General features: G+C 59.8%; 14 protein-coding genes and 2 pseudogenes. 6 read left to right on the forward strand and 10 right to left on the reverse strand.

The window, feature by feature from the left end:
• Positions 1-3: 3 nt before the first annotated feature.
• The 5 genes and pseudogenes from exbD to LJU32_03875 all read left to right on the forward strand — a co-directional run bounded on the left by exbD (position 4) and on the right by LJU32_03875 (position 5,944).
• On the forward strand, positions 4-432 hold the full coding sequence (gene exbD, locus LJU32_03855) for a TonB system transport protein ExbD (protein WKV89537.1): 429 nt from the start codon (positions 4-6) through the stop codon (positions 430-432).
• Positions 429-1,175: an energy transducer TonB gene (locus LJU32_03860; protein WKV89538.1), complete on the forward strand. Its 747-nt coding sequence runs from the start codon at positions 429-431 to the stop codon at positions 1,173-1,175. Before exbD ends, LJU32_03860 begins: the two co-directional genes overlap by 4 nt.
• A gap of 275 nt (positions 1,176-1,450) precedes the next feature.
• Positions 1,451-2,380: a LysR family transcriptional regulator gene (locus tag LJU32_03865; protein WKV89539.1), complete on the forward strand. Its 930-nt coding sequence runs from the start codon at positions 1,451-1,453 to the stop codon at positions 2,378-2,380.
• A 9-nt stretch (positions 2,381-2,389) separates the two neighbouring features.
• Positions 2,390-4,465 carry an ATP-dependent DNA helicase RecG gene (gene recG / locus LJU32_03870; GenBank protein ID WKV89540.1) on the forward strand — a complete coding sequence of 692 codons (2,076 nt, stop codon included), beginning with the start codon at positions 2,390-2,392 and terminating at the stop codon, positions 4,463-4,465.
• A 79-nt stretch (positions 4,466-4,544) separates the two neighbouring features.
• A pseudogene (locus LJU32_03875) lies at positions 4,545-5,944 on the forward strand (HDOD domain-containing protein).
• Between the two features lie 97 nt (positions 5,945-6,041).
• Here the strand turns inward: LJU32_03875 and LJU32_03880 are convergent.
• The gene (locus tag LJU32_03880; GenBank protein WKV89541.1) at positions 6,042-6,425 is read right to left on the reverse strand and encodes a helicase; all 384 of its coding nucleotides are present in this window, start codon (positions 6,423-6,425) and stop codon (positions 6,042-6,044) included.
• 440 nt (positions 6,426-6,865) lie between these two features.
• On the opposite strand from LJU32_03880, the gene LJU32_03885 reads away from it, so the two are divergent.
• Complete coding sequence (locus LJU32_03885) at positions 6,866-7,219, forward strand: DUF6124 family protein (protein WKV91036.1); 354 nt, start codon at positions 6,866-6,868, stop codon at positions 7,217-7,219.
• A 58-nt stretch (positions 7,220-7,277) separates the two neighbouring features.
• On the opposite strand, the gene LJU32_03890 is transcribed toward LJU32_03885, so the two are convergent.
• The 9 genes and pseudogenes from LJU32_03890 to LJU32_03930 form a co-directional block, all read right to left on the reverse strand.
• Entirely contained in the window at positions 7,278-7,706 is a 429-nt protein-coding gene (locus LJU32_03890) for a hypothetical protein (GenBank protein ID WKV89542.1), read from the reverse strand.
• A 73-nt stretch (positions 7,707-7,779) separates the two neighbouring features.
• On the reverse strand, positions 7,780-8,430 hold the full coding sequence (locus LJU32_03895) for a tetratricopeptide repeat protein (GenBank protein ID WKV89543.1): 651 nt from the start codon (positions 8,428-8,430) through the stop codon (positions 7,780-7,782).
• 38 nt (positions 8,431-8,468) lie between these two features.
• Positions 8,469-8,858, reverse strand: coding sequence for a hypothetical protein (locus tag LJU32_03900; protein ID WKV89544.1), 390 nt, complete (start codon positions 8,856-8,858; stop codon positions 8,469-8,471).
• On the reverse strand, positions 8,855-9,091 hold the full coding sequence (locus LJU32_03905; GenBank protein WKV89545.1) for a hypothetical protein: 237 nt from the start codon (positions 9,089-9,091) through the stop codon (positions 8,855-8,857). Before LJU32_03905 ends, LJU32_03900 begins: the two co-directional genes overlap by 4 nt.
• A 70-nt stretch (positions 9,092-9,161) precedes the next feature.
• Positions 9,162-9,701 carry a hypothetical protein gene (locus LJU32_03910; GenBank protein WKV89546.1) on the reverse strand — a complete coding sequence of 180 codons (540 nt, stop codon included), beginning with the start codon at positions 9,699-9,701 and terminating at the stop codon, positions 9,162-9,164.
• Positions 9,688-10,233 (reverse strand): hypothetical protein, encoded by a 546-nt coding sequence (locus LJU32_03915; protein ID WKV89547.1) that lies wholly within the window; start codon positions 10,231-10,233, stop codon positions 9,688-9,690. The genes LJU32_03910 and LJU32_03915 overlap by 14 nt, the downstream gene beginning before the upstream one ends.
• Before the next feature lie 4 nt (positions 10,234-10,237).
• Positions 10,238-10,489, reverse strand: coding sequence for a hypothetical protein (locus LJU32_03920; GenBank protein ID WKV89548.1), 252 nt, complete (start codon positions 10,487-10,489; stop codon positions 10,238-10,240).
• Positions 10,490-10,849: 360 nt separating this feature from the next.
• Entirely contained in the window at positions 10,850-11,284 is a 435-nt protein-coding gene (locus LJU32_03925; GenBank protein WKV89549.1) for a hypothetical protein, read from the reverse strand.
• Positions 11,281-13,730 (reverse strand): annotated as a pseudogene (locus LJU32_03930) (alpha/beta hydrolase). The gene LJU32_03925 and the pseudogene LJU32_03930 overlap by 4 nt, the downstream one beginning before the upstream one ends.
• Positions 13,731-13,732: the final 2 nt, after the last annotated feature.

A 13,732-nucleotide genomic window follows, 5' to 3' on the forward strand; every position in this document is an offset into this window, starting at 1 on the left:
GCCATGGGCCTGCATTTGAAAGAAGGCGCAGACGACGATCTGGCCGAGAACCACGAAATCAACGTCACGCCGTTCATCGACGTGATGCTGGTGCTGTTGATCATCTTCATGGTGGCCGCGCCGCTGGCCACTGTGGACATCAAAGTCGACCTGCCCGCCTCGACCGCCAAACCGGCGCCGCGGCCAGAGAAACCGGTGTTCCTCAGTGTGAAAGCTGACCAACGCCTGTTCCTCGGTGACGACGAAGTGAAAGCCGAAACCCTCGGCGCCACCCTCGACGCCAAGACCCAGGGCAAGAAAGACACCACCATCTTCTTCCAGGCCGACAAAGGCGTGGATTACGGCGACCTGATGAGCGTGATGGACAGCCTGCGCGCCGCCGGTTACCTGAAGGTCGGTCTGGTCGGTCTCGAGACGGCAGCCAAGAAATGATCACGACGCGCCATAAGCTGACGCGTTACAGCGGTAGCCTGGCCGTGGTGCTGGGTGTGCATGCGCTGGCCATCGCGCTGGCGCTGAACTGGACTGCCCGCCCGCCCATCGAATTGCCGCCGCAGGCAATGATGGTCGAGCTGGCTCCATTGCCTGCCCCGCCACCGCCGGCTCCGCCGAAAGTCGTCACACCGCCGCAGCCACCGGCTCCGGTTGAAGAGTTGCCGATCCCGAAACTGGCTGAAGCACCGAAAGCGGAAATCGCGGTACCCAAACCCAAGCCAAAGCCCAAGCCAAAACCGCCGAAGCCGGTCGAGAAAAAGCTGCCCGAGCCGCCGAAGGAGAAACCTTCCGAGGAGAAACCGGCCGATACGCAACCGACTCAGGCGCCAACGGAGAAATCCGCCCAGCCTGCGCCGGGTCCGTCGCCGGCTCAGTTGGCGGCCAAGGCCAGTTGGCAAGGCACCCTGCTCGCGCATCTGGCCAAGTACAAGAAGTACCCGCAGAGTGCGCAGTCGCGGGGCAAGGAGGGCTTGAATCGTCTGCGCTTCGTGGTCGATGGCGAAGGTAATGTACTGTCGTTCGAGCTGGTGGGCCGCTCTGGCAACGCTGATCTGGACCGGGCCACCCTGGACATGATCCGCCGCGCGCAACCGCTGCCCAAACCACCGGCCGACATGCTCAACAACGGCTCGATCGAAATTGTTGCGCCGTTTGTTTACTCACTCGAACGCCGCCGTTAAGCAACATCGCAATACCTGTGGGAGCTGGCTTGCCAGCGATAGCTGTGTGTCAGAGAAGGATTTATCAACTGACCCACCGCAATCGCTGGCAAGCCAGCTCCACAAGGTTCTTCGCCAGCCGAGAGAACCAATCAAAAAAGGCACCGAAAGGTGCCTTTCGCGTATCTGCCTGCGGCAAACCGACATCGCCCGGTGTCGCACTCAGCCCGCAGTCTGATAACGTGCGTCTATCGATTGCAGCCGGTATGCTTGGCGCATCTTCATGGACGCTCGCTATGACCCTCACAGAATTACGCTACATCGTTACCCTCGCCCAAGAGCAGCACTTCGGCCATGCCGCCGAGCGTTGCCACGTCAGTCAGCCGACGCTGTCGGTGGGCGTGAAAAAACTTGAAGACGAACTCGGTGTGCTGATTTTCGAGCGCAGCAAAAGCGCCGTGCGCCTGACCCCGGTCGGCGAAGGCATCGTCGCCCAGGCGCAAAAGGTGCTGGAACAGGCTCAGGGCATCCGCGAACTGGCGCAGGCCGGCAAGAACCAGCTGACCGCACCGCTGAAAGTCGGCGCCATCTACACCGTCGGCCCGTACCTGTTCCCGCACCTGATTCCACAACTGCACCGGGTCGCCCCGCAGATGCCGTTGTACATCGAAGAAAACTTCACCCACGTTCTTCGCGACAAACTGCGCAATGGCGAGCTCGATGCAATCATCATCGCCCTGCCGTTCAACGAAGCCGATGTGCTGACCCTGCCGCTATACGACGAGCCGTTCTACGTCCTGATGCCGGCCCAGCATCCGTGGACCAAGAAAGAATCCATCGACGCCGGCCTGCTCAACGACAAGAGCCTGCTGCTGCTCGGTGAAGGCCACTGCTTCCGCGATCAGGTTCTCGAGGCCTGCCCGACCCTGACCAAAGGCAACGACGGCGCCAAGCACACCACGGTCGAGTCCAGCTCGCTGGAAACCATTCGCCACATGGTCGCGTCCGGCCTGGGTATTTCGATCCTGCCACTGTCGGCAGTGGACAGCCATCACTACGCCCCGGGCGTGATCGAAGTGCGTCCATTGACCGCGCCAGTGCCGTTCCGCACCGTGGCGATCGCCTGGCGCGCCAGCTTCCCACGGCCAAAAGCCATCGAGATTCTTGCCGACTCCATTCGCCTGTGCTCGGTAGCCAAGCCTGCCGCGCCGGTTACGGCCGGTTAAGCGAGCGTCATGACGGAGCTGTCGCAAGTGTCGGTGACGGCACTCAAGGGTGTCGGCGAGGCCATGGCCGAGAAACTGGCCAAGGTCGGTCTGGAGAATCTGCAGGACGTGCTGTTCCACCTGCCGCTGCGTTATCAGGACCGCACCCGCGTGGTGCCGATCGGTGCGTTGCGGCCGGGGCAGGACGCCGTGGTCGAAGGCACCGTCAGCGGTGCCGACGTGGTCATGGGTCGGCGTCGCAGCCTCGTCGTGCGCTTGCAGGACGGTACGGGCGGACTGAGTCTGCGCTTCTACCATTTCAGCAACGCGCAGAAAGAAGGGCTCAAGCGTGGCACGCGGGTTCGCTGCTACGGTGAAGCCCGACCCGGCGCCTCAGGCCTGGAAATCTATCACCCGGAATACCGCGCGATCACCGGCGATGAACCGCCGCCAGTGGATGAAACCCTGACCCCGGTCTACCCGCTCACCGAAGGCCTGACCCAGCAGCGCCTGCGCCAGTTGTGCATGCAGACCCTGACGCTGCTCAAGCCGAGCACCCTGCCCGACTGGCTGCCGACCGAACTCGCCCGCGACTATCAACTGGCGCCGCTGGCCGATGCGATCCGCTACCTGCACAACCCGCCCGCCGATGCCGACGTCGACGAACTCGCCCTCGGCCATCACTGGGCGCAGCATCGCCTGGCGTTCGAAGAACTGCTCACCCATCAACTGTCGCAACAGCGTCTGCGCGAAAGCATGCGTTCACTGCGCGCGCCGGCAATGCCGAAAGCCACGAAACTGCCACCGAAATACCTGAAAAACCTCGGCTTCAACCCGACCGGTGCGCAACAGCGAGTCGGCAACGAAATCGCCTACGACCTCAGCCAGCACGAACCGATGCTGCGGCTGATTCAGGGTGACGTGGGCGCGGGTAAAACCGTGGTCGCCGCCCTCGCTGCGCTGCAAGCGCTGGAGGCCGGTTATCAGGTCGCGCTGATGGCGCCGACCGAGATTCTCGCCGAACAGCACTTCATCACCTTCAAGCGCTGGCTCGAACCGCTGGGCATTGAAGTCGCGTGGCTGGCCGGCAAGCTCAAAGGCAAGAACCGCGTCGCCGCGCTGGAACAGATCGCCAGCGGCACACCGATGGTGGTCGGCACTCACGCGCTGTTTCAGGACGAAGTGCAGTTCAAGAACCTCGCGCTGGTGATCATCGACGAACAACACCGCTTCGGCGTGCAGCAGCGTCTGGCCCTGCGGCAGAAAGGCGTCGGCGGGCGCATGTGCCCGCATCAACTGATCATGACCGCCACACCGATTCCACGCACGCTGGCGATGAGCGCCTACGCCGACCTCGACACTTCAATCCTCGACGAACTGCCGCCCGGCCGAACCCCGGTCAACACCGTGCTGGTCACCGATACCCGCCGCGTCGAAGTCATCGAACGGGTGCGCAGCGCCTGCGCCGAGGGGCGTCAGGCCTATTGGGTGTGCACGCTGATTGAAGAATCCGAAGAGCTGACCTGCCAGGCCGCCGAAACTACTTTCGAGGACCTCACTGCAGCCCTCGGCGAATTGAAGGTCGGGCTGATCCATGGGCGCATGAAGCCGGTTGAAAAAGCTGCGGTGATGGCCGAGTTCAAGGCCGGCAACCTGCAACTGCTGGTCGCCACCACGGTGATCGAAGTCGGCGTCGACGTACCCAACGCCAGCCTCATGATCATCGAAAACCCTGAACGCCTCGGCCTCGCACAGCTGCACCAGTTGCGCGGCCGCGTTGGGCGGGGCAGTGCCGCCAGCCATTGCGTGCTGCTTTACCATCCGCCGCTGTCGCAGATCGGCCGCCAGCGCCTGGGCATCATGCGCGAGACCAACGACGGCTTCGTCATTGCCGAGAAAGACCTCGAACTGCGCGGTCCCGGGGAAATGCTCGGCACCCGCCAGACCGGCCTGCTGCAATTCAAGGTCGCCGACCTGATGCGCGACGCCGACCTGCTGCCCGCCGTCCGTGACGCCGCGCAAGCCTTGCTGGAACGCTGGCCGACTCACGTCAGCCCATTGCTCGACCGTTGGCTGCGGCATGGGCAGCAATACGGCCAAGTGTGAGCACCGTCGCAGTTTGTGCAGGATCGTTCCTACAGAGCTGGTTATACTCCTGCCATTGTTTCAAAAACGGATACAGACCATGACCGAAGCTGCTCTCGTCCCCGAATCTCCGCAAGCTCCGTCTGTTATTCGGCTGCTGCTCAACAAGCTGGGCGTTGCCTACGAAGAAGTGCTCGACCACCACGGCCTCAATGCCTCGCGCAAAGTGCAGGCCGTGTTGCTGGACGACGCCGTGGGCGCGTTGATGGTGCTGTTTCCACAGAGCCAGTTGCTGGATCTCAATCGCCTCGCCGAACTCACTGGTCGCCGACTCACAGCCGTGTCCACCGAGCGCCTGGAAAAGATGCTCGGCAAACACAATCTGAGTCTGCTGCCGGGCCTGCCGGCGCTGACCAGTTCGCCGTGCCTCTACGAAGAAAGCCTGCTGCGCGAGCCGAAGCTGCTGATCAACTCCGGCGAACCGGGCCTGCTGCTGGAAATCAGCAGCGAAGACTTCAAATCGATGCTGACCAAAGCCAGCGCCGCCAACTTCGGCGAAGCCCTGAGCAGTATCCGCCCCAACCTCGACCGCCCGGACGATGACCGCGAGGAAATCACCCAGGCCGTGCAGGCGTTCACCGCGCGCCGGATTCAGCAGCGCCTGGAAGCGACCATCGAGATTCCACCGCTGGCCGAAACGGCGCAAAAATCATCAAGCTGCGCGTCGACCCCAACGCCACCATCGACGACATCACCGGCGTGGTCGAAACCGATCCGGCGCTGGCTGCACAAGTGGTGAGCTGGGCCGCATCGCCGTACTACGCCTCGCCGGGCAAGATCCGTTCGGTGGAAGACGCGATCGTTCGCGTGCTCGGCTTCGACCTGGTGATCAACCTTGCGCTGGGCCTGGCCCTCGGCAAGACCCTGAGTCTGCCGAAAGACCACCCGCAACACACCACGCCGTACTGGCAGCAGTCGATCTACACCGCCGCCGTCATCGAAGGCCTGACCCGCGCCATGCCCCGCGCCCAGCGCCCGGAAGCCGGCCTGACGTATCTGGCCGGTCTGCTGCACAACTTCGGTTACCTGCTGCTGGCCCACGTGTTCCCGCCGCACTTCTCGCTGATCTGCCGCCACCTGGAAGTCAACCCGCACCTGTGCCACAGCTACATCGAGCAGCACCTGCTGGGGATCAGCCGCGAACAGATCGGCTCGTGGCTGATGCGCTACTGGGACATGCCGGATGAACTGGCCACCGCCCTGCGCTTTCAGCATGACCCAAGCTACGACGGCGCCTACGCCGAATACCCGAACCTCGTCTGCCTGGCCGTGCGCCTGCTGCGCAGCCGCGGGATCGGCTCCGGGCCGGATGAAGACATTCCGGATGCACTGCTCGAACGCGTCGGCCTTAGCCGTGACAAAGCCAACGATGTGGTCAGCAAAGTGCTTGAGGCTGAAGTGCTGCTGCGGGAACTGGCTTCGCAGTTCAGCCAAGGCTAAACGCAATCGCGAGCAAGCCACACTCCCACAAGATCAACACGACCCCTGTGGGAGCGGGCTTGCCCGCGATGAATCCACCACGGTCCAACTGACCGCATCAAGCTTTCGACTTGGCCTTCCTCGGCTTCAAATACTTCATCAACCCCTGAAACCACATCACCAGCGCCGGATTACCCTTGAGCTGGATCGACTTGTCCTGAATGCCCTGCATAAACGCCAACTGCTTGTTCTTCGCCTGCATCGTCGCAAAGCCATAACCCGCATCTTTAAACGCAATCGCAAACGCCGGCTCCGCCACCACGCCAGACTTGCTGGTGATGCGCTGATCCCTGACCACGAAATGCCGCGCCACTTTCCCGTCCAGCGTCTGCAGCTGAAACACCAGATCCTTGTCACCCAACTGCTGCTGGAACGCAGGATTGGTCCGGCTGGCCTTGGCCATCAACAAACCCATCATCCACAGGAGAAAACGAAATTTCATGCGCACAGCCTCAAAAGGAAAATGAACGGCCGGGGCAGTGTAAGGGATTCGGACGATAACGCCAGTATCTGCCGCTGTTGGAAGAGGATGCAGACTATTTCCTGCACGATGACCACCAAGTCACGATTCAGCGCTCGCCCACTGATCGTTCCCCGCTCCGCGTGGGAATGCATCCCGAGACGCTCCGCGTCTCACCACTCACCTTTCCTACACCTGTTGAAACACATCCCTGTAGGAGTCGGCGAAGCCTGCGATCTTTTGATCTTCCGGCCCGCGAATCTATGGGAAATTTCCTGCGAAGTGCGGGGCTGTCCATGAACTAGGCGAGCTTGAAGATCACCGATAGGCTTCCTGCGTCATCGGCTATTCGGTGACCGGATGTGCAAGTCCGAATTCGGGAGCAATTTCTTCTTACTCCAAGGGATTTACACCGATGACCAATTCAAGACCAACACCGAGGACACCTCCCCTACGAATCCTTCGATTCAAGAAAACTACATGAAGCCGCCGAACGCGCCCTCGATCACCATTTGGGCAACCCCGGCCATCCACCGGTCCCACGCCGCGAAGGCTTGTTCAGCCTGAACCCGGACATCGACGCCGAAGCCCTCCTGGCCAACGCCTCGGAAGACCTGCTATCCATCAGCATCATCGCTGCGGATCTTGCGGACGACATAGATGGCTCCCGCCGCTCAGTTGCACTGGCCCTGAGCAGAATGGCGGACGGGGTGCGATTGATGGTGGAAGGGACGCTTGACCATATTGAAGTGCGGAACCTGGCTGCCAAATCGTAGCGAGATTCGCAGATGAAAAAGTGGGGGCGTTGAGTCCCCTTTCTCGATGATCCCTGTCTTACCACCGACAGCCTGTCTCTGGAGATGCATCCATGGTGATGTCTTGTTCAAATGAATACTTCTTTCCGGATTTGTAGTTCGTGTAAGTCATCCCGTAAATTCGAGCACCTTGGCTGACCATTTCATATTCGCCTGTCAGCGAGTCTTCGGACACCTCCACCCAGGTTGTCGTGAACTGAGAGGGCCGCCCCTCTGCCATGACTTCCTCTTCGACGCTCCGATAGACAAGGGGAATGACCTTTCGGGACTTCGTGTACTTGACCCCTGCTCCGCTCCAACGTGAGACGGTGTCGTAATAGGATCGAAACTCGAAATTGATGTTCTTGCCTTCCAACGAACGGAAGCAGGAAACCTCGGTGGTAACCTCACCTAGGGCAGTCAGCGGTATTAGCAGAAACGCAGAAATAAACGCAAACGACGATTTCAAACCGATCATTCCTTAGCGACTTATGGGCAATTGAAAGTGCATTTCTGCGAACTTTACGGGAATAGGGACCGAATCATTTCTTGGAGACTCCAGCACTGCGCTCACCCACCCTCGCCGGGATCTTCGAAGCCTTCCCCGCTTCAGATATTCGCGATGAGTATTGCTTGTATGCCGCCATCGCCCGCTCTTTATCGTTCACGGCCCAATAACTGTCAGCGAGATTCAGGTAAGCAACCGTCCTGTTTGGGTGGTTGGCAATCACTGCATTGAGCAACTCAATCGACTCAGCGTAGTAACCCGCCTCGCCGAGCAGAAAACCGAGGTCATTGGACCAGCCGGGACGCTGCGGGTAGTAGTACTTTGCGACGATATAGCTATCTGGGGGACAAGTGTCATGCGAGCCACCGCCCATCAACGCGTAGCTCATCGTATCCTTGAAGGAAGAGTCATCACCCTTTCGGTAGGCTGCCAGCGCCATATCCAGCAAATCAGCCGAATCGACGGTCATCAATTTCTTTCTAACGCCCTCAATACTGCCAGTACGAGCAACCTGCAGCTTCTGCAGCGCTTCACGCCCATCGAAAGAAGCGAGAGTGATGGGGCCCAATGTCTGCACCGGCAACTCCACTACGCTGACAAGCGACCGGTCACAGGAGTCGCTGTTCGCCACTTGCAGCAGAGCTTTCAGCTCAAACTGCTTCGAACCTCTGTTGAAGGCGAACAACAGGTTGAAGTTGTAAACCGCGTTATCTTCTTCGCTGGTTACCAGCGCGATGTAATCCCTGCCTCAACGAACGGCTGCTTGACCACAGCTTCCTCAGCCTGCGGATCAATGACAGTCATGACGCCAGGGCGACCTTTGAGTACATGGACGCTGAATTCACCCTGAAGCGCAGACGAGTAATGACTTTTGATCAGAGGCAGCGCCTTCGACGTATCGAGCAAGATGTCCTCGTCACGCGCTTGTTCCGGCGCAATCAACAATCGGTTAGAAACTTCGTCCGCATCGCCCGCCAGCACAAACACCTTTTGCCGTGATGCATCACCCAGCAAGCTAGCCGGAATTTCCTTCAGGACTTGTGGGGCAGCGAGTGCGCATGAAGTGGTTAGCAGCCCAAGGCTCAACACGATAAAGCGGAAGAACATATTCACTGTCTCAGTCCCTGAATTTCAGATCGCTCAACGACTCGTTGCGGAATCTTCTGCGCTTTACCAGCAGCAGTCATCGCTTCGCCGTACTCGCGGTAATAACGCTGCGCTTCTTCTTGCCGATCAAGTCGCCACAGCGAATCAGCCATGTTCAGCATCAGCACCGTGCGTTTGCCGACTGCTTCAACGCCTCGATAAAACTTCAGCGCCAACTCATCGTTGCCGCCCTCGGCCAAGTAGAAACCGAGGTCGTTGTAAGCCTGAACACTTTGCGCCGGGGATGACACGCCATGTAGGATTCCGGGCTTAAAAGCTCAGGCTCCATTCGATGGACTCTGCTCGGGACTGTACCGGCTCGATACTCGAAGCATATTTCAGCAGGTCCTCGGGTGACTTAGTCTCCAAGACAGGATTGAGCACCCCGCCCTCTTCGGAAACCCATTGCTCGCCTACCCATTTTCCCTCACAAAACCGCTCGTAATTCTCAGCAAGCACGCAACCGGTTTCCATCGAGATCACATCGCAATGCCCTTGTGATGTCGCTATTTCCTCACCGTTCTCACCTATGACTACGCCGTACTCCACCGCAGTCGCCAGTAGAAATTTTTTGTCAGGGCTGAGCCATTCAGGATAAGCCCAGCCACCAATGCCGGCATGGAACAAGGGAAACGTTTGTCCATTCGCGGTGAACCAGGCAGTGGTAGATTCCACGACGGGTGATGTCCATTTTTTTGCCTGGAACGTCACTGTGTTTCCGACGGCTCCCACTATTGGTGGATCCACAGCAAAGACATTGGCAGCGAAGAAGAAACTGCCGATCATCGACACCCATTTAAGGCTGGCCATAAATGATCCTCCTCACTGCCGGGCTTTCTGACATTAGCTGTCGCTTCGAAACGCCATAGGCCTTGATCAGGTCTTCCCGAGATCCCTTCGAGCCAAAAGAGCGTTGGTTATTATCGAAGCTGTATTGCTCCAATCGCCCTGCTGTCGAGTAATACCCATGCCACTCCGCACAGGCACCGCAACCGCCATATCCGCCTATCGAAACAAGGCTGCCCTGGGTGCCTTCCACGCAATCCATCGCCACAACAACATTGCTCAACATTTTCGTCTTCGCACCGTCGGAAGTGAGTTGTGAAACTTTGCTGATATCACGCCGAAGCACCTTGCCGCCGATATTGATGGTCTGGTCGGAGCAGACCGGGATGACGTGGGTTTCCGCATCATCCACTGTCACGGATCGACAGGACGAAACCAACACCACTTCAACACCGCCGCACTGCATGACATCGCGCTGGGTAAAGGCGTCCGAAGGCGCGGCGAAGGCTGGCAGAGAGAGCAGCAGCGAAAGGCTGCCCGCGAGAAGACGATGCATCCACTCACTCCTCATCCATCGGCGACGACTCCACGTCGGTCATGCTCAGCAATCGAAATTCATTGTTCACAAACTCGTAGTAACGATCCCGGTTACCACTTTCCAACGCATTCCCCTGCGCATCTTCTTCGCCGTCGAGCGTGATGCCGGAGACGATGACCACACGACTATCGGGCTGGTAAACCATGCCAAACGTGCTGCCGTCGTAAGCATTGGGCAGACCTCCAACCACTTCACCGGTCTGGGCGTCCAGCACTTCGCCGCAAATGGCGCTGCCGCCACAACCGAGCCTGTGCAGGATGTAATGGCCGGCGAAGTTGACCTTGCCTTTCAGGGCTTACCCGTGCTTGGTCCATCATTGGGCTGCTGTTTTCTTGCGGCACCAGTTTATGGTTGGGGCCGGTGAAAACTGGCGTGACGGTGTGATCCTTGAAGGCTGGATCGGCAGCGAATGCCATGGATGCGGCAGCCAATATCAAGCTGCCGAGAAGAACCGAAAATCCTTTCACGCTGTAACTCCGTAGATGCAGCGGGACCGTCGGCTTACTCAGCCTGCCCTTCGTAACGCTGTGTCTGCGGGTCGAATTGCCACAGATGTGGCCGGGTCATGGCCTTTTCACCCTTGTAGCGAATACGCCCGCGCTTGTCCCTGATGTAGGAGTAGATCTCGATGTTCTTGAACTCCCCTCCCCTTGGGTGGGCCGTCCAGAACTTTGACCCCGGCGAAGTAATCGCCGCCCGAATACCTCAAATAACCACGGCACTGGATCAGGAAGGCGAATGTGCTATCCATTGATGAGCCAATGCCGACGCGGGAATTGAAGATGAAGTCTTCGATGCCATCGCCATTTAGATCGCCGCGAAAAACCACGTGGCCCGGATCGATAGAAAATTCTTTTCCATCGAGACTGGAAAGTATGTCTTCCGGATGTCCACTGCCCTGCGACCATTGCGATAAGAAATATTTTGAGTCAGCTTCCTGATTGCAAACATCTGCCGCCATAACCGCTATCGGCAACCAGCTCACACATAACACCAGCAATCGTTTCACTTCGCATCCTTCGAATTGATCAATTCCAACTCACCATCGCGATATAACACCTCACACCCCACCCACGCCGGATCCACCTGCGGCATCACCGCCGACGGCTTGCGCAACTCCCGCAACAACGTCGAGCCATGCGACAACCGCCCACCCATCCGCGCAATCACCGCCCGCGCTGTTTGATAGTGCGCATGTCGCCCCGGATCAAGGGTGTCTTCGAGCAGGATGTCGGCGCCGAGGATGCCCTGCACCTGCCCGGGATAAATCATGAACCCGGTCGCCTGCTCCGCACCTTCGCGACCGTCCTGCCAGAAGCTGCCATCGCGAGTGCGCACATACGGATGCGGTGCGAACCAGTGCTCGCGATCCGCCAGCGGCATGGCGTGGTGCAGGCGGAAGAAGATGCGCATCAGGTTGTCGCGGTACCATTCGCGCACTTGCAGGTAGTAGCCGCGCAGGCCCGGCAGGCCGGTGGAATGGGCGAGGCGAATCAGAGCTGGCCATTGCGGGAATACCTGTAACGGCAACTCAGTCGCCCTAGGCCGAGGCGTAGCGGGATCGGTTTCCCACGGCAATCGATGAGGACTGTTTTCCAGATTGTCGTACGCGGTCGGCGGGCGGCCCAGCCAATCACCACCGCTGCTGGCCAGTGCAGTGGCAATGCACAAATTGCCTTGCACCACGAACACGTAGAACCGGGTGAACCAGTCCGCGAGTTGCTGGCCATCGGCACTCTGGGCGACGAGTTCGGCCAGCTCCCGATCGAAGCGCTGCAAACCATTTTCAAGATTCAGCAAATGCCCGCGAGCCTTGCGTTGCATACGCAAAAACAGCGGTAACGAACGCAGCATCTTCAGCGGTTGCCACGGCAGATGCGGCGTCGCACCACCAACTTCACCGGCGTAGTTATCGGCGCTGATGCCCCAGTCGGCCAACCGGGCAAGAAACAGGTCATTGTTGATGTAGGACGCGCCGCCGAACACAGCAGTGAACGGCTCGTTGTCCTGCAACACCCGCGCATCCCAACGCGCCATGATTGCCGGAATACTCGCAGCGGCGCGGCGCTGGGCGTACTCGACCAGCACGCTCGGTTGCGGCGGCAGAATCTCGGCGATGTTCGCGGCGGTGAGGTGCCGGCGCCAGCCGTAATCGCTGATCGGCCGGTATTGCAGCAGCCAGAGTTGCGAACCGTCCCAGGCCCATTCGACGTCGCCGGGCACGTAGTGGAACACGCGCAACACCTCTTGCAGAAAGCGCCACAGCAGGTCTTCGGTCAAACCGTGGGAAGGCGTGAACGTGCCGCTTCGCCACGCATCGCCCAGTCGCGAAAGCGTTGCTCGTGAGGGGCTGACGTGACCGTCGGCCAGCGATTCGAGATGACCTTCAACCCATTCGAGTTCTACCGAGAGATGTCGCACGAACGCGATCCCGGACAATACCGGGGTGATGAAGCGCTGGACCACCACTTCCTCGACGCCTTCGGCAGTCAGTTCGGCGATGCGTTTCGACACATTGGCGGTCGGCTCGCGCAGATAGGTTGTGCTCAAACCGGCATTTGCCGAATCGGCCTGATCCTCGCCATAACTGGAGGAGCGCACCGCCCAGGTCACGTCGGGTTGGGCAGCGAGAAATGCTGGCAGACGCGGATCATTGCAATCGTTGAGCGTCAGCGCCGCCGGCACCGCTTGCCGCGCCAGTTCAGCCAGGCGCAAACGCCCGCCCTTGGTGTGCGCAACAAACCCGCGCTCGCCCGACTCCAGCCACTGTGTGAACTGCGCGGGCGAGTCGATCCATGGGTAATGACCCCAAACGGGTTTGAGGCTGATAGTCAGATCAGCGCGAGCGAGAATCGCCGACCACGCCGCCGCTTGCTCGATGCCGAGCACCGCGTCCTGATCGCCCCAAACCAGCTCGACCGGATCGGTGATCCACTCCAGCAGTGGCAGCGCGGTGTCGGCGCGAATCAGATCCCAGTGCGGCACGAACGCACGACAGCGCGCATAGCCGGCGCCCATGCGTTGGTACTGCGCGAGGGTCCAGGTCTGATTGGAGAACTTGCGCGCGAACAGCGTGGGTCTGTTCGACAGCAGCCAATGAATGGACTTGCGGATTGGCAGCGGTGACATCAGCGCCGGCAATCGGCGCTGCCACAAAAGGCGCCCACCGGCGCCAGCAACACACTGCGAGAAAAGTGCCCGGGCCGACGTTGCAGCGCATGCAGCACCAGCAACGCATTGACCCCAACCGCCATGATCGCGCTGCCCTGCTGTGTCATCGCCAGCAAGATCTGCGCGTAGTCCGCCAGATCCTCACAGGGCGGCTGCGGATTGGCGCCGAAACCCGGCAACTCCAGCGGCACCACGTCGTAGCGGCGGAAGTGCGGCAGCGCGTCATCCCACCAATCGGCAGCGCTACCGTTGCCGGCCAGCAGGTACATCAACGGCTTGCTCATGA

Source organism: Pseudomonas sp. B21_DOA (assembly GCA_030544685.1).
GTDB classification, from domain to species: Bacteria; Pseudomonadota; Gammaproteobacteria; order Pseudomonadales; family Pseudomonadaceae; genus Aquipseudomonas; species Aquipseudomonas fluorescens_AO.

Coding starts and splice junctions, on each gene's coding strand:
- exbD (WKV89537.1), top strand. CDS start 4: ATGGGCCTGCATTTGAAAGAAGGCGCAGACGACGATCTGGCCGAGAAC.
- LJU32_03860 (WKV89538.1), top strand. CDS start 429: ATGATCACGACGCGCCATAAGCTGACGCGTTACAGCGGTAGCCTGGCC.
- LJU32_03865 (WKV89539.1), top strand. CDS start 1,451: ATGACCCTCACAGAATTACGCTACATCGTTACCCTCGCCCAAGAGCAG.
- recG (WKV89540.1), top strand. CDS start 2,390: ATGACGGAGCTGTCGCAAGTGTCGGTGACGGCACTCAAGGGTGTCGGC.
- LJU32_03880 (WKV89541.1), bottom strand. CDS start 6,425: ATGAAATTTCGTTTTCTCCTGTGGATGATGGGTTTGTTGATGGCCAAG.
- LJU32_03910 (WKV89546.1), bottom strand. CDS start 9,701: ATGGCCAGCCTTAAATGGGTGTCGATGATCGGCAGTTTCTTCTTCGCT.
- LJU32_03915 (WKV89547.1), bottom strand. CDS start 10,233: ATGCATCGTCTTCTCGCGGGCAGCCTTTCGCTGCTGCTCTCTCTGCCA.